Origin of the sequence: Pseudomonas sp. BN411 (assembly GCF_029871235.1) — a bacterium.
In the GTDB taxonomy this organism is placed as follows: domain Bacteria; phylum Pseudomonadota; class Gammaproteobacteria; order Pseudomonadales; family Pseudomonadaceae; genus Metapseudomonas.
This window is the reverse complement of sequence record NZ_SSOM01000073.1, coordinates 15505-36982: the sequence shown is the minus strand read 5'-3', so window position 1 is coordinate 36982 and position 21478 is coordinate 15505. Positions and strand designations below refer to the sequence as shown.

General features: G+C 64.6%; 17 protein-coding genes and 1 pseudogene. 9 read left to right on the top strand and 9 right to left on the bottom strand.

Annotated elements, in window-relative coordinates:
- The first annotated feature begins 40 nt into the window (after positions 1 to 40).
- From E8F06_RS18205 to E8F06_RS18195, 3 genes are all read left to right on the top strand, one after another.
- Entirely contained in the window at positions 41 to 1801 is a 1761-nt protein-coding gene (locus E8F06_RS18205; RefSeq protein ID WP_280369793.1) for an ATP-binding protein, read from the top strand.
- On the top strand, positions 1798 to 3138 hold the full coding sequence (locus E8F06_RS18200) for a sigma-54 dependent transcriptional regulator (RefSeq protein WP_280369791.1): 1341 nt from the start codon (positions 1798 to 1800) through the stop codon (positions 3136 to 3138). The genes E8F06_RS18205 and E8F06_RS18200 overlap by 4 nt, the downstream gene beginning before the upstream one ends.
- Positions 3139 to 3454: 316 nt before the next feature.
- A complete protein-coding gene (locus E8F06_RS18195; RefSeq protein ID WP_280369789.1) occupies positions 3455 to 4756 on the top strand; it encodes an MFS transporter in 1302 nt (433 codons plus the stop codon).
- A gap of 364 nt (positions 4757 to 5120) precedes the next feature.
- Here the strand turns inward: E8F06_RS18195 and E8F06_RS18190 are convergent, their stop codons facing one another.
- On the bottom strand, positions 5121 to 6086 hold the full coding sequence (locus tag E8F06_RS18190; protein WP_280369787.1) for a CobW family GTP-binding protein: 966 nt from the start codon (positions 6084 to 6086) through the stop codon (positions 5121 to 5123).
- Positions 6087 to 6165: 79 nt separating this feature from the next.
- Here E8F06_RS18190 and E8F06_RS18185 point away from each other — a divergent pair, with 79 nt between their 5' ends.
- On the top strand, positions 6166 to 6513 hold the full coding sequence (locus E8F06_RS18185; protein WP_280369785.1) for an NADH:ubiquinone oxidoreductase: 348 nt from the start codon (positions 6166 to 6168) through the stop codon (positions 6511 to 6513).
- A gap of 88 nt (positions 6514 to 6601) precedes the next feature.
- Here the strand turns inward: E8F06_RS18185 and E8F06_RS18180 are convergent.
- From E8F06_RS18180 to dksA, 3 genes and pseudogenes are all read right to left on the bottom strand, one after another.
- Positions 6602 to 6685 (bottom strand): annotated as a pseudogene (locus tag E8F06_RS18180) (DUF1826 domain-containing protein); the annotation flags it as partial.
- Positions 6686 to 6753: 68 nt separating this feature from the next.
- On the bottom strand, positions 6754 to 7962 hold the full coding sequence (gene zigA, locus E8F06_RS18175) for a zinc metallochaperone GTPase ZigA (protein WP_280369784.1): 1209 nt from the start codon (positions 7960 to 7962) through the stop codon (positions 6754 to 6756).
- Between the two features lie 11 nt (positions 7963 to 7973).
- Entirely contained in the window at positions 7974 to 8393 is a 420-nt protein-coding gene (gene dksA, locus E8F06_RS18170; RefSeq protein WP_280369782.1) for an RNA polymerase-binding protein DksA, read from the bottom strand.
- A 68-nt stretch (positions 8394 to 8461) separates the two neighbouring features.
- On the opposite strand from dksA, the gene folE2 reads away from it, so the two are divergent.
- The gene (folE2, locus tag E8F06_RS18165) at positions 8462 to 9352 is read left to right on the top strand and encodes a GTP cyclohydrolase FolE2 (RefSeq protein ID WP_280369780.1); all 891 of its coding nucleotides are present in this window, start codon (positions 8462 to 8464) and stop codon (positions 9350 to 9352) included.
- On the opposite strand, the gene cfaB is transcribed toward folE2, so the two are convergent.
- On the bottom strand, positions 9340 to 10527 hold the full coding sequence (gene cfaB, locus E8F06_RS18160) for a C17 cyclopropane fatty acid synthase CfaB (protein ID WP_280369778.1): 1188 nt from the start codon (positions 10525 to 10527) through the stop codon (positions 9340 to 9342). The genes folE2 and cfaB overlap by 13 nt on opposite strands.
- Before the next feature lie 381 nt (positions 10528 to 10908).
- Here cfaB and E8F06_RS18155 point away from each other — a divergent pair, with 381 nt between their 5' ends.
- Positions 10909 to 12234 (top strand): OprD family porin, encoded by a 1326-nt coding sequence (locus E8F06_RS18155; RefSeq protein ID WP_280369776.1) that lies wholly within the window; start codon positions 10909 to 10911, stop codon positions 12232 to 12234.
- 148 nt (positions 12235 to 12382) lie between these two features.
- The gene (locus E8F06_RS18150; RefSeq protein ID WP_280369775.1) at positions 12383 to 12607 is read left to right on the top strand and encodes a hypothetical protein; all 225 of its coding nucleotides are present in this window, start codon (positions 12383 to 12385) and stop codon (positions 12605 to 12607) included.
- Positions 12608 to 12971: 364 nt separating this feature from the next.
- On the opposite strand, the gene E8F06_RS18145 is transcribed toward E8F06_RS18150, so the two are convergent.
- From E8F06_RS18145 to E8F06_RS18130, 4 genes are read right to left on the bottom strand one after another with little or no spacing between them, the layout of a single operon-like run.
- On the bottom strand, positions 12972 to 16118 hold the full coding sequence (locus tag E8F06_RS18145) for a CusA/CzcA family heavy metal efflux RND transporter (RefSeq protein ID WP_280369773.1): 3147 nt from the start codon (positions 16116 to 16118) through the stop codon (positions 12972 to 12974).
- 12 nt (positions 16119 to 16130) lie between these two features.
- A complete protein-coding gene (locus E8F06_RS18140) occupies positions 16131 to 17318 on the bottom strand; it encodes an efflux RND transporter periplasmic adaptor subunit (RefSeq protein ID WP_280369771.1) in 1188 nt (395 codons plus the stop codon).
- Positions 17319 to 17363: 45 nt separating this feature from the next.
- Positions 17364 to 17531, bottom strand: coding sequence for a hypothetical protein (locus E8F06_RS18135; protein ID WP_280369770.1), 168 nt, complete (start codon positions 17529 to 17531; stop codon positions 17364 to 17366).
- Between the two features lie 5 nt (positions 17532 to 17536).
- A complete protein-coding gene (locus E8F06_RS18130) occupies positions 17537 to 18736 on the bottom strand; it encodes a TolC family protein (RefSeq protein ID WP_280370608.1) in 1200 nt (399 codons plus the stop codon).
- 515 nt (positions 18737 to 19251) lie between these two features.
- On the opposite strand from E8F06_RS18130, the gene E8F06_RS18125 reads away from it, so the two are divergent.
- Positions 19252 to 19926 (top strand): heavy metal response regulator transcription factor, encoded by a 675-nt coding sequence (locus tag E8F06_RS18125; RefSeq protein WP_280369768.1) that lies wholly within the window; start codon positions 19252 to 19254, stop codon positions 19924 to 19926.
- Positions 19923 to 21320 carry a heavy metal sensor histidine kinase gene (locus E8F06_RS18120; RefSeq protein ID WP_280369766.1) on the top strand — a complete coding sequence of 466 codons (1398 nt, stop codon included), beginning with the start codon at positions 19923 to 19925 and terminating at the stop codon, positions 21318 to 21320. Before E8F06_RS18125 ends, E8F06_RS18120 begins: the two co-directional genes overlap by 4 nt.
- Positions 21321 to 21478: the final 158 nt, after the last annotated feature.

Sequence of the window (21478 nt, the reverse complement as noted above, 5' to 3'; positions counted from 1 at the left end):
CCGTGGTATCGTCGCCGCCTCTGACCCGCGGACGCCGCCCTTGATTTCCCGCCAACTGCGCATCGCCCTGTTGATCCTGCTGCTGCTCGCCGGCCTGTTCCTGGCGATGCACCTGGCCGGCCACAAGGCAGAGCGTCAGGCCCTGCGCGACGAAGGCGAACAGGCCCGCGAGCAACTGACGCTGTATGCCGGCAGCCTGCGCACCTTGATTGACCGTTTCCGCGCCCTGCCCGCCGTGCTGGCGCTGGACCCGGAGCTACGCACGACATTGAGCGGGCCTGTGGATAACGACGCGCAGCACATGCTCAACCTCAAGCTGGAGCAGATGAATCGCGCCGCCGGTTCCACCACCCTGGAACTGCTGGATCGCGAGGGCCTGGCCGTGGCCGCCAGCAACTGGAGCCTGCCCACCAGCTTCGTCGGCCACAACTACGGCTTTCGCCCCTACTTCGCCGAAGCCCGGCGCCTGGGCAGCGGCCGCTTCTATGCGGTGGGTGTGACCAGCGGGATTCCCGGCTACTTCCTCGCCAGCGCCGTGCGTGGCGCGGAGGACGCCTTCATCGGCGCCATCGTGGTGAAGCTGGAATTCCCCGAACTGGAGCAGGAATGGGGACAGCGTTCGGACATCATCCTGGTCAGCGACGCCCGTGGCGTGGTGTTCATCGCCAACCAACCGGGATGGCGCTACCGCGAGCTGCAGCCCATCTCCGCAGAAGGCCGCGCCGAGATGGCGGCAACCCGGCAATACGACAAACAGCCCCTGGCACCACTTATCCACAACACCCGGATCGATTTCGGCGATGACAGCCGTTTGGTCCGGGTCGAAGGACCTGACGGCCCCCGCGACTACCTCTGGGAAAGCCTGCCGCTGCCGAGCGAAGGCTGGACCCTGCACCTGCTGCGCACCCCGCAGGAGGCCGCCAGCAGCGCTCGCGCCGCCAGCCTGGCTGCCGGGGGTGCTTGGTTGGCGGTGTTCTTCCTGGTGCTGTTCCTGCACCAGCGCTGGCGCCTGGCACGCATCCGCCAGCGCAGCCGGGAGGAGCTGGAGCAACTGGTGGAACAACGCACCGCTGCCCTGCGCACCGCCCAGGACGGATTGATCCAGGCCGCCAAGCTGGCCGCCCTCGGGCAGATGTCCACAGCCCTGGCCCACGAAATCAACCAGCCGCTCACTGCCCTGCAGATGCACCTGGCGAGCCTGCGCCTGATGCTCGACAACGGCCAGCTGGAACAGGCGCGCAAGGCCCTGGGGCGCCATGACGAACTGCTGCAGCGCATGGCCGCCCTTACCGGCCACCTCAAGACCTACGCGCGCAAGACGCCCGGCGGCCTGCGCGAGTGTCTGGAGCTGGGCAGCGTTGTGGATAAATCCCTGCAGCTGCTGGCGCCCAACCTGCGCGACGCGAAAGTGCAGATCAGCCAGGAGCTGACGGTGCCGGCCTGGGTTTCGGGCGACGCCATTCGCCTGGAGCAGGTGCTGGTCAATCTGCTGCGCAATGCCCTGGACGCGGTGGCCGGCGAGGCCGATCCACAATTGTGGATAACCCTGCGGCGGGACAGCGACCACTGGCTGCTGGAAGTGGCCGACAACGGCGGCGGCATCGCGGAAGACGATCTGCCACGGGTCTTCGACCCCTTCTTCACCACCAAGCCGGCCGGTGCCGGCCTGGGAATCGGGCTGGCGGTGTCCTACGCCATCGTCCATGAACTGGGCGGCACCCTGAGCGCCGCCAGCCAGGGCGAGGGTGCGCTGTTCAGCCTGCGCCTGCCTGTGGATAAGACCAGAGAGGAACAGCCATGACAGCCCAGGTGATCTTCGTCGACGACGAAGCGGCTATCCGTGACGCGGTGCGCGAGTGGCTGGAGCTCTCCGGCTTCGAGGTGAGGGTGGAATCCAGCGCCGAAGATTGCCTGAAGCGCCTCGACGCGGACTTCCCCGGCGTGGTCATCAGCGACCTGCGCATGCCCGGCATGGATGGCATGGCCCTGCTCCAGGCGGTGCAGGCGCTGGACCGCGAGCTGCCGTTCCTGATGGTCACCGGCCACGGCGACGTGCCCCAGGCAGTGGAAGCCATGCGCCTGGGCGCCTACGACTTCATAGAGAAACCCTTCACCGCCGAGCGCCTGCTGGAAAGCCTGCGCCGCGCCCTGGAAAAACGCCGGCTGGTTCAGGAGAACCGTCGCCTGCGGGTTCAGGCGGACCTCAAGGACCAGCTCGACGGCCGCCTGCTGGGCGTATCCAAACCCATGGTGCAACTGCGCCGGAAGGTGCTGGACCTGGCCGCCACCCCTGTGAATATCTTGCTGCGGGGCGATACCGGTGCCGGCAAGGAAATGGTCGCGCGCTGCCTGCACGACTTCGGCCCCCGCGCCAGCAAGCCCTTCGTGGCGCTGAACTGCGCGGCCATCCCGGAGAACCTCTTCGAGAGCGAGCTGTTCGGCCACGAGAGCGGCGCCTTCACCGGCGCCCAGGGCAAGCGCGTCGGCAAGATCGAGCATGCCCATGGCGGCACCCTGTTCCTCGACGAGATCGAAAGCATGCCGCTGGCGCAGCAGGTGAAGCTGCTGCGGGTGCTGCAGGAGCAGCGCCTGGAACGCCTGGGCTCGAATCAGAGCATCGCTGTGGATATCCGCGTGGTGGCGGCCACCAAGCCGGACCTGCGCGACGAAGTCCGCGCCGGACGCTTCCGCGAAGACCTGCTCTACCGCCTGAACGTGGCCGAACTGCAATTGCCCGCGCTGCGCGAGCGGCGCGAGGACATTCCCCTGCTGTTCGAGCATTTCGCCCGCCAGGCCAGCGAACGCCTGGGCCGACCGCAACCGACGCTGACTCCTGCCGAGCTGGCCCAACTGCTGGCCCACGACTGGCCGGGCAACGTGCGCGAGCTGGCCAACGCCGCCGAACGCCATGTGCTGGGCTTATCCACAGGCCAGGCGGATCGAGCCGAGGGTGAACCTTCCCTGGCCGAACTGATGGAAGCCTATGAGGCGCAATGCCTGCGCCAGGCCTTGGCGCGCTGCCAGGGCGACATCAAGGCAGTGATGGACCTGCTGCGCCTGCCGCGCCGCACCCTCAACGAGAAGATGGCCCGCCACGGCCTGGCCCGCAGCGAGTTCCTGCGCGGCGAAGACGACTGACTCGCGGCTTCCTGTAGGGGCGAATTCATTCGCCAAAGGCGGCGCAGCTGTCCCCTGACAAACCAGAGGGCGAACCTGCGGTCCGCTTGGCGATTGAAATCGCCCCCACAAGTACCCCCTCCCAAATCGGCGGAATCTTGCTCATGGCCATTCCGGCATCGGCAGGATTCCGCGCATGATCGTCGTTTCACCACACTGAAACCCCGCTATTCCGGGCCTTTCCTCCCCTGGCACAGCTCCTGCTATGTGCCCTGTGCCCAAGCGCGCCGCCACAGAGCAGCGCCTCCACAACAACAACACGCGTCGAGGAAAGATGATGGATAACTCCAGCACCCTGGCTGCCTCTGCAGAACCCCGCACGACATCGCAACGCATCAAATCGATTTTCAGTGGCTCGGTCGGCAACCTGGTCGAGTGGTACGACTGGTACGTCTATGCGGCCTTCTCGCTGTACTTCGCCAAGGCGTTCTTCCCCCAGGGCGACATGACCGCCCAACTGCTCAACACTGCCGCGATCTTCGCCGTGGGCTTCCTGATGCGCCCCATCGGCGGCTGGCTGATGGGCATCTACGCCGACCGCAAGGGCCGCAAGGCCGCCCTGCTGGCCTCGGTGCTGCTGATGTGCTTCGGCTCGCTGATCATCGCCCTGACCCCCAGCTACGAGACCATTGGCGTCGCCGCACCTATCCTACTGGTGGTCGCGCGCCTGTTGCAGGGCCTCTCGGTAGGCGGTGAATACGGCACGTCGGCCACTTACCTGTCGGAAATGGCGACCAAGGAGCAACGCGGCTTCTTCTCCAGCTTCCAGTACGTGACCCTGATCTCCGGCCAGCTCATCGCCCTGGCGGTGCTGATCATCCTCCAGCAGACCCTGACCACCGAACAGCTGGAAAGCTGGGGCTGGCGCGTGCCCTTCTTCATCGGCGCGCTGTGCGCGGTAGTCGCCATGTTCCTGCGTCGCGGCATGGAAGAGACCGACTCCTTCACCCAGAAGAAGGACAAGCCGAAGGAAAGCCTGCTGCGCACACTGATGCGCCATCCGAAGGAAGTGCTGACAGTGGTCGGCCTGACCATGGGCGGCACCCTGGCCTTCTACACGTACACCACCTACATGCAGAAGTACCTGGTGAACACCGTGGGCATGAGCAAGGACGACTCGACCATGATCTCGGCCGCCACGCTGTTCCTGTTCATGCTGCTGCAACCCATCGTCGGCGGGCTTTCCGACAAGATCGGCCGTCGCCCGATCCTGATCGCCTTCGGCGTGCTGGGCACCCTGTTCACCTACCCGATCCTCAGCACCCTGCACAGCATCGAGACCTGGTGGGGCGCGTTCTTCCTGATCATGGCGGCGCTGATCATCGTCAGCGGCTACACCTCGATCAACGCGGTGGTTAAGGCCGAGCTGTTCCCCACCGAGATCCGCGCCCTGGGCGTGGGCCTGCCCTATGCACTGACCGTGTCCATCTTCGGTGGTACCGCCGAGTACATTGCCCTGTGGTTCAAGAGCATCGGCATGGAGAGCGGCTTCTACTGGTACGTCACCGCCTGCATCGCCTGCTCGCTGCTGGTGTACGTGTTCATGAAAGACACCCGCACCCATTCGCGGATGGACTGATCCTCCTCCGGATCGACACAAGACGGGCCCTTCGGGGCCCGTTTTCGTTTCTGGGGTCAGGGGCAGCTACGCCTCCCTTGGCGAATGAATTCGCTGTGTCCGCATCAAGTGTTGCAAGTCGCTGCATTGCCCGTAGGAGCTGGCTTGCCAGCGAATGACGCCTTTTCGCTAGCAAGCTAGCTCCTACAAGGCTCCTGGACCGATGGGCGATCTCTGGCAACAGCTAACGCAGACATAGCCAATGAATTCGCCCCCACAGGAAGAGCGATCCCCGGAGCAATCGTAGGTTGGGCTGAGCCCACGAAGCCCAACACTGGCGTTCGGGACTGATCCGCTGTTGGGCCTCGCTGCGCTCGGCACCAACCTACGGAAGCCGGCAAGCCTCTATTCCCGCCTTCAGCGCCGCCTCGTCCTGGGGCCCGGCGAAGATCAGTTCCAGACGCGAATCCTTGCGCCATTCGCTGGCCTGCCAGTGGATAGGCGCGCCATCCAGGGCGTTGCCGGAGAGCCAGCCGGCGTTGGTCTGCAGCACCAGCTTGGCGCGGCGCCAGGGCAGGCTGGCCAGCCACTGTTGCAGGCGCATCAGCTCGAATCGCTGGCTCGGGTGCCAGCGCCAACCAATGCTCCAACCGTCGTCGTTTGCCTGGATCTGGCAGATGGGTTCGGCCGGATTCCTCCACAGGATGGGAGGTTTATCCACACCTGTTGGTAACTCATTGATACCAACAGCTTTTCCAGAATGTGAATGAATGCCTGGAAGCTTCTGGATATCGAGCCTTCCTTGCGTCGTCCACAGCAGGGGGACATTGGGTAGTTTCGCGGCAAGTTGTTCACAGGTAGCCGAATCCAGGCTTTCGGCCTTATTTAGTAGCACTAGGCCAGCACCCGAAAGTGCCTCCCGCTGGCTGTCTGGCAGTAGCTGGCCCGTAGCCAACGCCGCCGCGTCTAGCACCATGACGCTCGGCTGTAGCGCCAGAACGCCCTCCCAAGGGGGTTCGCGTAGCTGTCGCAGTAGCTCGACCGGGTGTCCGAGTCCGGAGGGTTCGATCAGTAGCCGGTCTGGCCGTGCCTTGCGCAGTAGCCGGCCAAGTCCGACCTGGAAGGGCGCGCCGTTGACGCAGCAGACGCAGCCGCCCGCCACCTCGGCGATGGCAATGCCGTCGTCGCTGCTGGTGAGCAGTGCCGCGTCCAGACCGATCTGGCCGAATTCGTTGATCAGCACCGCCCAGCGTTCATGGGCAGGCCGCTGCGCCAGCAGCTGGCGGATCAGGCTGGTCTTGCCGGCGCCCAGGGGCCCGGCGATGAGATGGGTAGGGATATGAGTAAGCATGGCCCTATGGTGCTGCTTCACAGCCCACCGAGAAAGCCTCGTGCTAGAGTCGCGTCCTTCATGACCCGGAAGACCTCCCATGCGTATCTGGTTGCTGCCTGTGCTGCTGTTGCTGTCCGTCGACGTCCGTGCCGAAGCCTGTGTTGTCCACAGCCAGGGCAACGGCCTCGACGTGAAGCTCTGCCAGGAAAACCGTAGCATCCCTTCGCAACTCTTTCGCGACGGCTTCTGCAAGCCGGAGATGAAGGGACAGAAAGTGGAAGTGAGCTTTGTGGATAACTGCCCGACCGGCGCATTCGGTGTGTGCCGCAATGCCAAGGTCAGCAACCAGCTCTACCGCCAGGATATCCACTACTACGGCGTGGCCAGCGATGCGCGCTACCTGAAACCCTTCTGCGAGACCCAGAGCCAGGGCAAGTGGGAGTAAAGCAAGTCGTCCCAATCCCTGTAGGGGCGAATTCATTCGCCAGGCAGACCGCAGGTCTGCCCTGCAGCCCCGTCTGGTAAAGCGCCTGTCCCAGCCAATCCAGCGTCAACAACAGGCGGCTCTCACCCGGCGCCGGCCGTGGCGGCCTATGGATAATTCCCCGGCCTTCATGGGCTGCTTATCCACAGTGGCCGCCGCCGGCGCCAGATAAGCCGTCCCCCGGCACCTGCCGCGGCAGCATCAGGCCGCCTCCTCGTCGTGCCAGGGGCCGAAGGGATCAGGCAGCAGCGCCCAGGCTTCCAGACCTCCGGCCATCTCGTCGTCGTCCAGCAGGCAGGCATCCAGCTCCGTGCACAGGCGCTCGAAGTCGATGCCCTGGCCAATGAACACCAGCTCCTGGCGGCAATCGCCAACGCTCGCCATCCAGTGCTGGAGAACGGCACTCAAGCCATCCCGGTCATCCGGCCAGCGCTCGCGCGGCACGAAGCGCCACCAGACGCCCGCCAGGCCGTGGCGCATCAGGCCGCCGGCCTGGGACCAGCTGCCCGCCTCGCGGTAGCGGCTGGCGAGCCAGAAGTAGCCTTTGGAGCGCAGCAGGCGGCCATTGCTCCACTCGCGATTGACGAAGCTGAAGAAGCGCTGGGGGTGGAACGGCCGCCGGGCGCGATACGCCGTGGAGGCGATGCCGTACTCCTCGGTTTCCGGCCTGTGCTCGCCGCGTAGCTCCTTCAACCAGCCAGGCGCCTGGGCGGCACGGTCGAAGTCGAAGCGGCCGGTGTCGAGGATGCGCCCGAGGTCGACCTGGCCCATCACCATCGGCAGCACCTCCGCCTCGGGATTGAGACGCCGCAGGATGGCAATCAGCTCCTCACGCTCGGCGCTGGAAATCAGGTCGGTCTTGCTGATGAGCAGCACGTCGGCAAACTCCACCTGCTCGATCAGCAAGTCGCTGATCGTGCGTTCGTCGTCCATCCCCAGGGACTCGCCGCGGCTGTCGAGGCTTTCCGCGGCGTGGTAGTCACGCAGGAAGTTCACCCCATCGACCACGGTGACCAGGGTATCCAGGCGCGCCAGGTCGGACAGGCTCCGGCCCTGTTCGTCGCGGAAGGTGAAGGTCTCGGCCACCGGCAGTGGCTCGGAAATTCCGGTGGACTCGATCAGCAGGTAGTCGAAGCGCCCTTCGCGAGCCAGGCGGCTGACTTCTTCCAGCAAGTCTTCGCGCAGGGTGCAACAGATGCAGCCATTGCTCATTTCCACCAGCCGTTCCTCGGCGCGATTCAGGCTGACGTCGCGCTGGACCTCGTTGGCATCGATGTTGATTTCGCTCATGTCGTTGACGATCACGGCCACGCGAAGTTGGTCGCGGTTCCTGAGCACGTGATTGAGCAGAGTGCTCTTGCCAGCGCCGAGGAAGCCGGAGAGCAGGGTGACGGGTAGATGTTGATCCATGGGGGTTCCTTTCAGATTTGGCGCTGGTGGCGTTCCTGTTGTTCCTGACGCTGCTTGGCTTCCAGGCAAAGGGTCGCGGTGGGCCGCAGAAGCAGGCGGCGCAGACCGATGGGCTCGCCGCTTTCTTCGCACCAGCCGTACTCGCCACTGGCGAGGCGATTCAGGGATTCGTCGATCTTGTCCAGCAGGCGCTTCTCCCGCTCCAGCAGCCGGAGCTGCCACAGGCGCTGTTCCTCCCGGCTGGCGAGATCACTCTCATCGCTGACCGGCTCCACTTCGCGCAGGGCACCGAACTCGGTGTCGATGCGCTGGCGTAGCTCTTCACGCTGGCGCTCCAGGAGGTCGCGGAAAAACGCCCTTTGTGCTTCGTTCATGTAGTCCTCGGCAGGCAGAGCTAGGAGTTCTTCGCGGTTGAGCAGAGTGTCTGGCATGGTGGTGATCTTCTCAGGCTTAATTTGTTATAACATAACACTTACTGCCGATTTCAAGAGCCCGACCAATGAACGCCATCTCCCTTCCGGATATCGCCGCGCAGACCTCGACCCTCGCCCTGCCCCTGGACTGGGTCGGCATGTGCGGCATTGCCCAACCCGTGGTTCTGGCGGGACAGCGTATCGCCACGCAGGTCGACGCTGGCGTCAGCCTGGATGACGCCAGTGCCCGTGGCATCCATATGTCGCGTCTCTACCTGGCATTGGAGGAACTGGAACGGGAGGAGCTTTCCGGCACCCTGCTGCGCCGGGTGCTGAAGCGCTTCCTCGATAGCCACCAGGGACTGTCCGCCAGCGCCAGCCTGAACGTACGCGGCGAGGCCTTGCTGCAGCGGCCAGCCCTGGTGAGCCCGCTGGCCGGATGGAAGGCTTATCCATTCGAGGTCCGTGCACGCCAGGATCGATGGGGGTTCCACGTGGAACTTCAATTGCAATTGGCCTATTCCTCCACCTGCCCTTGCTCGGCAGCGCTTGCCCGCCAGCTGATCCAGCAGCGCTTCGCCGAGGACTTCCCTGACCAGCATTTGCCACGGGAACAGGTGCTCACCTGGCTGGGCAGCAGCCAGGGCATAGTCGCCACGCCCCATAGCCAACGCAGCACCGCCACCTTCTGGGTGCGCCTGGCTACGAAAGAGAGCCTCCCCCTGCTCCGCCTGGTCGAACTGGCCGAGCAGAGGCTGGGTACAGCGGTGCAGACGGCGGTGAAACGGGCGGACGAGCAGGCCTTCGCCCTGGCCAACGGCCAGAACCTGATGTTCTGCGAGGACGCCGCCAGGCGCCTGGGCAATGCCTTACAGAAGCAGGACTGGCTGGAGGGGTTCAGGCTACGGGTCGTGCACGCAGAAAGCCTCCACGCACACGACGCCGTTGCCGAATATGCCTGGCGTTATCGGACGTAGAGGTCTGCCCGACTCCACGGCAACTCATGGGAGCCATCCGCGCGGGGCTTGGTGGCGAGAATCTGGTGCAGATTGATCCAGCCCTTCTGGAAGGCATGGGAACAACCTGCCAGGTACAGCCGCCAGATTCGCAGGGCCTGCTCCGGAACCAGCTTGGCAGCCTTGCCCAGATTGGCTTCCAGATTGGCGCTCCAGAACTCCAAGGTGCGCGCGTAGTGCAGGCGCAGGCTTTCCACATCCACCACTTCCATGCCGGCCTTGCTCAGCTCGGTGACCATGGTGGCCAGGTGAGGCAGCTCGCCGTGGGGGAAGACATAGCGGTCGATGAATTCGCCAGCGCCACGCCCCACCGGACGACCATCCGGGTGCCGTGAGGTGATGCCGTGGTTCATCACCAGCCCGCCGTCACGCACCGCGCCGAACAGACGCTGGCAATAGACCGGCAAATTGGCGTGGCCGACGTGTTCGAGCATGCCGACACTCACCACTTTGTCGAAGCGGCCGTCCTGGGGCAGGTCACGGTAATCCAGCAGCTCCAGCTCCACCTGCCCTTCCAGCCCGTCGGCCTTGACCCGTTCCCGGCCAAGGGCCAGCTGTTCGCCGCTCAAGGTGATGCCAAAAACCCGGACGCCGTACTCGCGAGCCGCGAACCGCGCCAGGCCGCCCCAGCCACAGCCCACGTCCAGCAGGTATTCGCCCGGCTTCAGGCGCAGCTTGCGACAAAGATGATGCAGCTTGGCCTGCTGAGCGCTGTCCAGATCCTCGGTGCCGGTGGGGAAATAGGCACAGGAGTAGACCATCTCGCGGTCCAGCCAGAGGGCGTAGAAGTCGTTGGAAAGGTCGTAGTGGTAGGAAATCGCCGCCGCGTCAGTGGCCTTGTCGTGGGACTGGCGCAGCGGTGCCGAATCGTCGTCGTCATCGACCAGCGCCTCGCTGAGGGCATCGCCAACCCGGATCACCTCCAGGATCGGCCCGGTCAGTTCCACACGCCCTTCCACATAGGCGGTTCCCAGTGTTCCGAGGCTAGGGCGGTTCAATAGGGAGACCGCGCTAGGGTCCTTCACCGTCATGGTCACGGTCGGGTTGGGGCCGAGATCGATTTCCTTGCCATCCCAAAGCTGCAGGCGTAGGGGCAGCTTCAGATCGCGCAGGACCGGTGGAAGTTGCGCAAGCATGGGAACTCCTCCTTTTCCAAGAACACTGGAAAGGTAGACCACCCTGTACAGTTGTCAGGCTATCGATTTGATAGTCCCCCTCAATTGAGCGGTCCGCAAGCGGCTTCAATACGCACTTTCCGGGCATTCATGGCATTCGACCCCCCGTCCATGGCAATCGCTCAACCTGTTTCCCGGCGCGCACTGGAACATCACGGTTATTCACACGTTCATTGATTACAGAATTGTAATCAGCGACTCATCTCCAAGTTATCTCCCGCTTGCAACGATAAGCGCCGGCTAGTTCCGGGAGATGCGCAATTGCCTCTCGAAACACGGCCCCATAACAACAATTCCTGGCAACTAGAAAACCAATAACTGCCGATATGAGAGGAGCAATCAATGCGCAATAAAAGAACCCGCTTGTCCATCGCGATACTTTGCTCGCTGGCTTCCGGCGCCACACTGAATGCGGCCGAGGAGTCCGCGGAAGGGTTCATCGAAGGCAGCAGCCTGTCGATCCTCAACCGCAACTTCTACATGAACCGCGACTTCCGTCATGGCCAGTCCAGCCCGAGCGACAACGGCTACAGCGATGCCTGGGCACACGGCATCATCGGCCGCTTCGAATCCGGCTTCACCCAGGGCACAGTGGGCTTCGGTATCGATGCCTTCGCCATGCTCGGCCTCAAGCTGGATACGGGCGACGGCCGCCACGGCCCGGGCGGGAGCGTGAACCTGCTGCCGGTCAACAGCCAAGGCGAAGCCGAGGACGAGTACTCCAAGCTGGGTGGCGCGCTCAAGGTGCGTCTGTTCGACACCGTGATCAAAGCCGGCGACGTATTCCCCACCACCCCGGTGGTGCACTACGGCGACTCCCGCCTGCTGCCGGAAACCTTCCGTGGGGTGACCCTGGAGAATTCCAGCCTCGACGGCCTGAAACTCCAGGGCGGACGCCTGCACGCCATGAGCCAGCCGCAGCAGAGCGGCATGCGCGGCGACTTCGCCACCTTCTATGCCGGCACGGTGGACTCGCCCTGGGTGGCGTATTTCGGCGGCGACTACCGGGTCAGCGACAACCTCTCCGTCAGTCTCTACAGCAGCCGCCTGGAAGACGCCTGGAACCAGCATTACGCCGGTCTCTACGGCGAGTACCCGCTGGCCGGCGAGCTGACCCTGTTCGGCGGCCTGAATTACTACAAGGCCGTGGACCAGGGTCAGAAACTGCTGGGCGAGTTCGACAACGATATCTACAGCGGCAAAGTCGGCGTCCGCCATGGCGCCCACAGCCTGGCCCTGTCGTACCAGCGCAACGCCGGCGACGACGACTTCGACTACCTGCGCCAGTCCGACTCGATCTTCCTCGACAACTCCATCCAGTACAGCGACTTCAACTCGCCCAAGGAACGTTCCTGGATGCTCCGCTACGACCTGGACATGGCCAGCTTCGGCATTCCCGGTCTGTCCTTCATGACCCGCTATGCCCGAGGCAGCGATGCCGACTACTCCAACGCCAATGCCACCTACATGCGCCGTGACGCCAATGGTGACCCGCTGGTGGATCAGAAGCGTTGGGAGCGCAACATCGAGGCGAAGTACGTGGTGCAGACCGGCTCGTTGAAGGACATGTCCTTCCGCGTGCGCCAGATGACCACCCGCGCCACGGACTTCGAGTCCGATCTCGATGAAGTTCGCCTGATCGTCGAATACCCGCTGGACGTTCTCTGACGTCATTCAAGGGCGAGCGAAGTCCACCAACTTCGCTCGCCCTTTCTGTCACAAATGTAATGTTCGCCTCACCTTGTCGTTAGTTCCGCCTTTTTAAGATTCAGGGGTAGTTGCAGGACTCCGAATGAATCGAAACGAGGCGAACTTCATGAACGTACGCAAACTTTTCCTGATTACCCTCTTCAGTCTGGGCTCCACCGCCGCGCTGGCCGAAGACGGCTACGACCGCTCCCAGCAGATGGTGAAGGAATTCCGCGCCAGCCAGGCCGAACTCAAGGGCAAGCAGTTCTTCGCCCGCGACAGTGACAAGGCCTCCGAGAACAAGGCCGATGCCCAACAGCTCAGCGCGCAGAACGACTCCAAGGAAGACTGATTTCCCCCGGCAAGACCGTTCACCTTCAAAAGCTCCACGCTCCTATTGGTCGAGGTGAACCCTGGGCGCCCCATGTGGGCGCCTTTTTTATTGGCTAATGAATCCGGCGCTTGCTCAATCGTAGGGTGCGCCTTGTGCTCGAATCGTGGTCGATCCCCATCCTCGAACGCTGCCGCCAGCGTAAATGCGTTACCCATGTCCCCCGACTGAACACTGTGCGCACCGATTGCGGGATCGGTACCGCACAACGCTCGACCACCGGCACGCATGACGCACCTCTGCTTCGCGAGCAGAGCTCGCTCCTACGGGGTTCGGGTTATGGAATGAAGAGAAGCCCCTCACATTGCGCGAGGGGCCTTGAGGGTCAGGCTGCGGCGTCTTCCTGCTCATCCTTCTGGTGAGCGCGGAAGTAGAGGGCAGGCAGCACCAGCAGCGTCAGTGCCGTGGAAGAGAGGATGCCGCCGATCACCACGGTGGCCAACGGGCGCTGGACCTCGGCGCCGGTCCCCGTGGCCAGCGCCATGGGCACGAAGCCGAGCGATGCCACCAGGGCGGTCATCAGTACCGGACGCAGGCGGGTCAGCGCGCCTTCGGTCACAGCCACGGCCAGCGGCTTGCCCTGCTCACGCAGGTTGCGGATGAACGCGATCATCACCAGGCCATTGAGCACCGCCACCCCGGACAGGGCAATGAACCCCACGCCGGCGGAGATGGACAACGGAATGTCCCGCAGCCACAGCGCCAACACCCCGCCGGTGAGGGCGAAGGGAATGCCGGTGAACACCAGCAGGCCATCCTTGAGGTTGTTGAACATCATGAAGAGCAGCGCGAATACCAGCATCAGCGCCACCGGCACCACCACCTGCAGGCGCTTGGCGGCGGACTGCAGCTGCTCGAACTGGCCGCCCCAGCTGGTCCAGTAACCGGCCGGCACCTCCACCTGGGCCTGGATGCGCTCTTCCGCCTCACCGACGAAAGAGCCGATGTCGCGCCCCCGCACGTTGGCGCTCACCACCACCAGGCGCTTGCCGTTCTCGCGACTGACCTGGTTCGGGCCCAGCACCAGATCCAGGCTGGCAACGTCGGACAGCGGAATGAAGGCGATGCGCTCAGAACCACCACTGGCCGGCACCGGTACCAGCAGGCGCGACAGCCCTTCGATATCGGTACGCAACTCATCGGAGAGGCGCACCACCATGTCGAAGCGGCGGTCACCCTCGAACAGGGTTCCGGCCTGGCGACCACCTACCGCCACCGCGACCGTGTCCTGCACGTCGCCGACGTTGAGCCCGTAGCGCGCGGCCTTGTCACGGTCGATGTTGATGGTAAGCACCGGCAGGCCGGTGGTCTGCTCCACCTTCACCTCGGAGGCGCCCTCCACCTCCTGCAGGGTGGCGGCGATCTTCGCGGCGGTGGCGTTGAGTACGGCCATGTCGTCGCCGAAGACCTTCACCGCCACATCGCTGCGCACGCCGGAGATCAGCTCGTTGAAGCGCAGCTGGATCGGCTGCGACAGCTCGTAGTTGCTGCCCGGTACCGTCGCGCTGGCACGCTGGATGTCTTCGATCAGCGCCTCCCTCGACTTGCCCGGATCAGGCCATTGCTCCTTCGGCTTGAGCATCACGTAACTGTCGGAGATGTTCGGCGGCATGGGGTCGGAGGCAATCTCCGCAGTGCCGGTGCGGGCGAATACCCTCTGCACTTCCGGCACCTGTTCGACGATGGCGCGCTCCAGGCGCTGCTGCATGTCCAGGGACTGCGACAGGCTGGTGCCGGGTACGCGCAGCGCCTGCAGGGCAAAGTCGCCTTCGCTCAGGCTCGGCACGAATTCGCTGCCCATGCGGCTGGCCAGCACACTGGAGACCAACACCGCGCCGGTGGCCAGGGCGAAGGCCAGGTTGCGCCGACGCATCACCCAGTCCAGCACTGGTGCGTAGCCACGCCACGCCGCGCGCATCACCGCGTTCTCCTCTTCGCGCACCTTGCCGGTGATGAACAGGGCGATGGCCGCGGGCACGAAAGTCACCGAGAGGATCATGGCGCCCAGCAGGGCGATGACCACGGTGAAGGCCATGGGGTGGAACATTTTCCCTTCGACGCCAGTGAGGGCGAAGATCGGCAGGTACACCACCATGATGATCAGTTGCCCGAACACCAGGGCGCGGCGCGCTTCCTTCGAGGCCGCGAACACTTCGTGCAGCCGCTCGCTGCGGGTCAACAGACGGCCGTGGTGGCGCTGGGCGTGAGCCAGGCGGCGGATGGCGTTCTCGACGATGACCACCGCGCCGTCGACGATGATGCCGAAGTCCAGCGCGCCCAGGCTCATCAGGTTGGCGCTGACCTTGTTGGCGAACATGCCGCTGAAGGTGAAGAGCATCGATAGCGGGATGACCATGGCGGTGATCAGCGCCGCCCGGATGTTGCCGAGGAACAGGAAGAGCACCGCGATCACCAGGATGGCGCCTTCCACCAGGTTCTTCTTCACCGTGGCAATGGCCTTGTCCACCAGGTGGGTGCGGTCGTAGACCGGCACCGCCACCACGCCCTTGGGCAGGCCGCGGTTGATCTCTTCCAGGCGCCTGGCCACCGCCTGCGAGACGCTGCGGCTGTTCTCGCCGATGAGCATGAACACCGTGCCCAGCACCACTTCGCGGCCATTCTCGGTAGCGGCACCGCTGCGCAGCTCACGGCCGATATCCACGCTAGCGATGTCGCGCACGCGGATCGGCGCACCGCTGCGGTTGGCGACCACGATATTGGCGATGTCGGCAGTGCCCTCCAACTGGCCGGGTGCACGGATCAGCAGCTGCTCGCCGTTGCGCTCGATGTAACCGGCGCCAACGTTGGCGTTGTTGCGCTGCAGGGCGGTGACGAGGTCGGTCAGGGTCAGGCTGTAGGCCGCCAGGCGCTTGGGCTCCGGGGCGATCTGGAACTCCCTGGCGAAGCCGCCGATGGTGTTGATCTCGGCTACCCCGGGCACTGTGCGCAGCTGCGGCTTGATGATCCAGTCCTGGATCACCCGCAGGTCGGTGGGGCTGTAGGGGCTGCCATCTTCCTTGCGCGCGCCCTCCTCGGCTTCCACCGTCCACAGGAAGATCTCGCCGAGCCCGGTGGAGATTGGCCCCATCATCGCCTCGGCGCCTTCCGGCAATTGCCCGCGCGCCTGCTGCAGACGCTCGTTGACCAGTTGGCGGGCGAAATAGAGGTCGGTGCCGTCTTCGAAGGTGACGGTGACCTGGGATAGCCCGGAGCGCGACAGCGAGCGGGTCTGCTTGAGGTGCGGCAGACCGGCCATCGCGGTTTCGATGGGGAAGGTGATGCGTTGCTCGGTCTCAAGCGGCGAGAAGCCAGCCGCCGAGGTGTTGATCTGGACCTGGACGTTGGTGATGTCGGGCACCGCGTCGATGGGCAGCTTCTGGTAGCTGGCGATTCCCAGCCCGGCCATGGCCAGGACGGCCAGCAGCACGATGAGGCGCTGCTCGATGGCGAATTGGATGATGCGTTCGAACATGGTGGCTACTCGTCAGTGGGCGTGCTCGGCGCTGGCCTTGCCCAGCTCGGACTTGAGGATGAAGCTGCCGGCGACTGCCAATTCGGTGCCGGCGGCCAGGCCCCCGGTGATTTCCACGTGGCCTTCGTCTCGCTCACCCAGGCCCACTTCCTGCACCAGGAAGCCGCCAGGTACACGGACGAACACCACGGGCTTGTCCTCGAGGGTCTGAATCGCCTGCTGGGGAACCGTGACCTTCACGTCGCGGGATTCGGTGGCCAGCAGCACGGAGACGAACAGGCCGGGGCGCCAGGCGCCTTCGGGGTTCTCCAGGGTGGCGCGGGCGGTGGCGCTACGGGTCTGCTCCCCCAGCAGGTTGCCGACGTAAGCCACTGAGCCGCTGACTTCTGCGCCCAGCTCCGGCGCGCTGATCCGCACGGACCGGCCGACCTGCACCAGGCGCAGGTCCTTGGGCGAAACGTTGAAGGTGGCCCAGACCCGCGAGAGGTCGGAGAGGATGAAGGCGTTGGTCGCGTCACCGACCACCTCACCCGGCACCAGATGCTTCTCCACCACTACGGCATCGAAGGGTGCGCGCAGCTCATAGCGGTTGCCGCCGGCCAGGGTGACGCTACCGCTCAGGGCACTCATCTTCTGGCGCGCGTTGCCCAGGGCGATCTCCGCTTCTTCAAGGGCCTGGCGTGCCTGCAGGTAGTCCTGCTCGGCGGAGACGCCGTCGCGCCAGAGTTGTTGCTCGCGTTCCAGGGTGGTCCGCGCCAGCTTGGCACGGCGTTCGGCGGCAGCCAGTTCGCTGCGCTGGTCGGACACCTGCTGGCTGGCAATCACCGCCAACAGCTCACCCTTCTTCACGGCCTGGCCCAGGCTCACCTGCACCGACTCCACGACGCCGCCGGCGCGGGGAAAGATGTGGGCCGTGCGGTCGTCGTCCAGACGGATCTCACCGGCCAGGGAAATGCGCTTGCTCAGGGTGCGGGGTGCCGCACGGGCCAGCTCGATACCCGCGGCCTCGATCTGTGCCGTGCTGAGCTCCAGACGGCCCTCCTCGGCGTGGCCACCCCCCTCCTCGGCGTGCTCGCCGTCGTCGGTGTGACCGTTCTCGCTCGCCACCGGCTGGCCGGCGCGGTCAGTAAGGAGCAGGGTGCCGATCCCCAAGCCGAAGGCCAGCAGCAGGGCCAGGGCGATGCCTCGTTTCTTGTCCATGGATGTTCCTCGGTTGATACGTCTCCCGGCCCGCAGGGCACGCCGTCAGGGCTGCCGTTCAGGCCAGGAGAGGGAAATGCGCAGAACGCGATACAGGTCGTGGCGGCACCAGTGGCCGGACTGCGCCGGGATGACGCCGGCGAGCAAGCCGGCGCCCGTGAGCAAGGCCAGCAGGTAGGCCGAGTAGCGCAACGCGCGGCCGTTGGCGGCCACGGAATTCAGGCCCCGACCGGGTTGGAGAGATCGCCATAGAGGCGCACCAGGGCAGCCCAGGCATCGGTAGCTTCGGCGACGGCCTGGAGGTAGCGGCCGCGGGATTCGATCAGGGTGCGCTGGGCGTCGAGCACGTCGAGGAAGGCGAACTTGCCCATTTGGAAGCCGCGCGTGGCGGAGTCCACTGCTCGCTGTGCCGCCGGCAGAATGGATTGCTCGAACGCGCGGATATCCGCCGTCGCGCTGCTCCACTGCTCCAGCGCCTGGCGGGTTTCGCTGCGCAGGCGGAGTTCCGTGGCATTGCGCAGGTCCCGCGCCTGATCGGCACGCCGAGCCGCCGCGAGGACGTTGCCCTGGTTGCGGTCGAACAGCGGAATGGGCATGGACAGCCCCACCAGGTTGACGCGCTCGCGGTCTTCCGCGCTGTACTGGCTACCGACGCTGATACTGAGGTCGGGGATGCGGTTGGCCTTCTCGAGCGCCAGCGATGCCTCCTGCTGCCCAATCTGGCGGGCGGCCAGGCGCAGTTCGGCGGTCTCGTCCAGTCGCCCGAAGAGGATGGCGGCAGCAGGTAGCGTCGGCAACGCATCGAGTTCGCCCTGTACACGGCTGAAGCTGGGCTGCGCCTCACCCATCACCATCGCCAGCTGTTGGTACGCCGCTTCGCGCTCAGCATGGGCTCGGCCCAGTTCAAGGCGCATCTCGGAGCGCTGCACATCGGCACGCAAGGCTTCCACCGGTGCAGCCTTTCCCGCGCGAATCCGCGCCTCGGCCACCGACAGACCGCGCTCGGCCAGGCGCAGGGATTCTTCCGCCAACTCCACTCGCATCTGGGTGCGCAATGCACCGTGGAACGCAACGATGGTGTCGGCACGCAGGCTATTGCGCTTCTGCTCCAGCTCCAGGGCAGCGATGTCCTGACCGCGCTCCGCCACCTCGATCCGCGCCCCACGCTTGCCACCAAGCTCGATGGGCTGGCTGATCTGAACGGTGGTGGTGCGGGTATCGCTGCGGGTGTCTTCGGCATCCCAGGACAGCTCCGGGTTGGGGATAACCCCGGCCTGGCGGCGTTCCCCTTCGGCGATGCCAATGTTCCAGCCGATAGCGGCCAGATCCGGGTTGTTGCGGTAAGCAGCGTCCAGCGCACGCGAGAAGTCGAGGTTGGCGGGGCTGGACGCCAGCAGTGGGCCGCTGAACAGCGCCAGGGCGCCGAACAGGGCAGCTCGCCAGCGTTCGCGAAAGAGTGATCCGTGCAATGGGAAGGTCCTCTGCAACTCGAAAGGGCGCCCCGCCATGCAACCCGGAAGCTGCACGACACACTGAGATGTCTGGGGCTATTCGATATTCGAGAGGACTTTAGTTATTCGCGCTTATCCGCAAGGTGACTACAAAATTACAAATATGTAATTGGCGAATATTGGTGTTTCGCCTGTATTAGCATTACTTCCGCTTCGGATGTCTGGCGATAACTTCCGTAGCAAAATGAAACAACTTATCCACACCTCACAACTGCCAACCGAAGTACCCACGATGCAGTTTGCACGCCTGCAAGCCCCGTGGATCAACGCCCAGGCATTGACCCTTGAGCTGCTACAGGGTTTAGCCTCCCGACCAGCTCGCCACCCTGTCAGTTGTGGCGAAGTTTTAACTTCAAATCGGAACATGGCCCACATGAACAATTACCACAGGGACATGGCAACAACTTGCAGGACGAATTGATATGCGAATCCTTATTGTCGAGGACGAACCCAAGACTGCCGAATATCTGCATCAGGGCCTGAGTGAGAGTGGCTATGTCGTGGACAGCGCCAACAATGGCATCGACGGCATCCACCTGGCCCTCCAGCACGCCTATGACCTGGTTATCCTCGACGTGAACCTCCCGGAGGTCGACGGCTTCGGGGTACTCGCCAACATCCGCCAGTGCGGCAACACGCGGGTGATGATGCTCACCGCCCGTGGACGACTCACGGACAAGGTTCGCGGCCTCGACCTGGGCGCCGATGACTACCTGGTGAAGCCCTTCGAGTTTCCCGAACTGCTGGCGCGGGTACGCAGCCTGTTGCGGCGCAGCGAGCAGATCCAGTTGCCGGAGGTGCTGCGCGTGGCAGACCTGGAACTCGACCCGGGCCGCCACCGGGCCTTTCGCGGCACTCGGCGCATCGACCTGACCACCAAGGAATTCGCCCTGCTGCACCTGCTGATGCGGCGCAGCGGGGAAGTACTGTCACGGACCCAGATCATCTCGATGGTCTGGGACATGAACTTCGACTGCGACACCAATGTGGTGGAGGTATCGATCCGCCGCTTGCGGGGGAAGATCGACGATCCCTTCGACAGAAAACTTATCCACACCCTGCGCGGCGTCGGCTACGTACTGGAGGACCGTGGATGAAACCGGCCAGCCTGTCCGCTCGCCTGGGGCTGTGGGTAAGTCTGATGGGCGCGGCGCTGGTGGTACTGCTGGCGGCCCTGGCCTACCTGGTTCTCACCCACGAACTGGACAACCTCGCCCGGCGCGAACTGGAGGCCAAGCTGGCGCAGATCGAACACAGCCTGGCGCTGGACCTGAGCACCCGCGCCGAAAACCTGCGCCCGCATATCCTCGGCGACCAGGTGAAGGGCCATGACGACCTTCAGCTGACCATCTTCGCCAACGAGGTGGGCGGGCCGGCACTGCTCAGTCTTGGCCGCCATGTCCTGGAACGGCGCCTGGCTGACATTCCCGCCGATGCCGATACCCGCTTCCAGGCCACGGAAGACGGGGATGGCGATCGTACCCTCAGCGCCTACCGCGAGATGACCCTGCCGGATGGCGACAGGGTGCGCGTGTTCCTCTCGCTCGACCGACGCAGCGACCTTTCCCTGCTCGCCGCCTACGTCAAATCCACCCTGGTGGCCCTGCCCTTCGTGCTGCTGCTGATCGGTCTCGGTGCGCACTTCGTGGTGCAGCGCGGGCTGGCGCCCCTGGCGCAATTCCGCCGGGTGGCGGCCAAGGTTTCCGCCCAGGACCTCACCCACCGCATCCCCGTGGACCAGCTGCCGCGGGAACTGCATGACCTGGCCCAGGGCATCAACGTCATGCTGCATCGCCTGGACGGCGGCGTGCAGCAGCTCGCGCAGTTCTCCGACGATCTTGCCCACGAACTGCGCTCCCCCATCAGCAACCTGATGGGCAAGGCGCAGGTGACGCTGTCACGGGAACGCCAGCCGGACGAGTACAAGGCCGTGCTGGAGTCCTGCACCGAGGAACTGGAGCGGGTCTCGCGCATCGTGACCGACATGCTGTTCCTGGCCCAGGTCAGCCACCCCGCGGCACTGGTCAGGTTCGAGCGCATCAGCCTGCAGGCTGAAGCGCGGCGGGTGGTGGACCTGTTCGCCCTGGCGGCGGAGGAGAAACTCATCGCCCTGGAAATCAGCGGAGACGGCGCGCCACTTGGTGACCGCCTGATGATCCAGCGGGCGATCTCCAACCTGCTGTCCAATGCCATCCGCCACAGTCCGCCCCGCAGCCTGGTGCGGCTGCGCATCGAAGCGCTTGTGGATAACTTCGCACTGGCGGTGGAGAACCCCGGAGCGGGCATTCCATCCCGACACCTGCCCCACCTGTTCGAACGCTTCTACCGGGTGGACGCCAGCCGCGCACGGGCCGATGGCGGAACCGGCCTCGGGTTGGCCATCGTGCGTTCGATCATGAGCCTGCATGGCGGCAAGGTGGAGGCCGGCAGCGAGCCGGAGGGGCTCACCACCTTCCGCCTGCTGTTCCCGAAGACACGAACGGCGCCCTGAGGCGCCGTTGATCTTAGAGAATAAAGTCCGTCGCACCTTTGCCGTCGCCAGCCCTAGTGCCCCGTGAGCCCGCCTATACGATAGTGTGCATCTAAAGTCTGTCGCGCCCCCTCGAAATCGTAGAAACCAGGGAACAGCTAAAGAATAAAGTCTGTCGC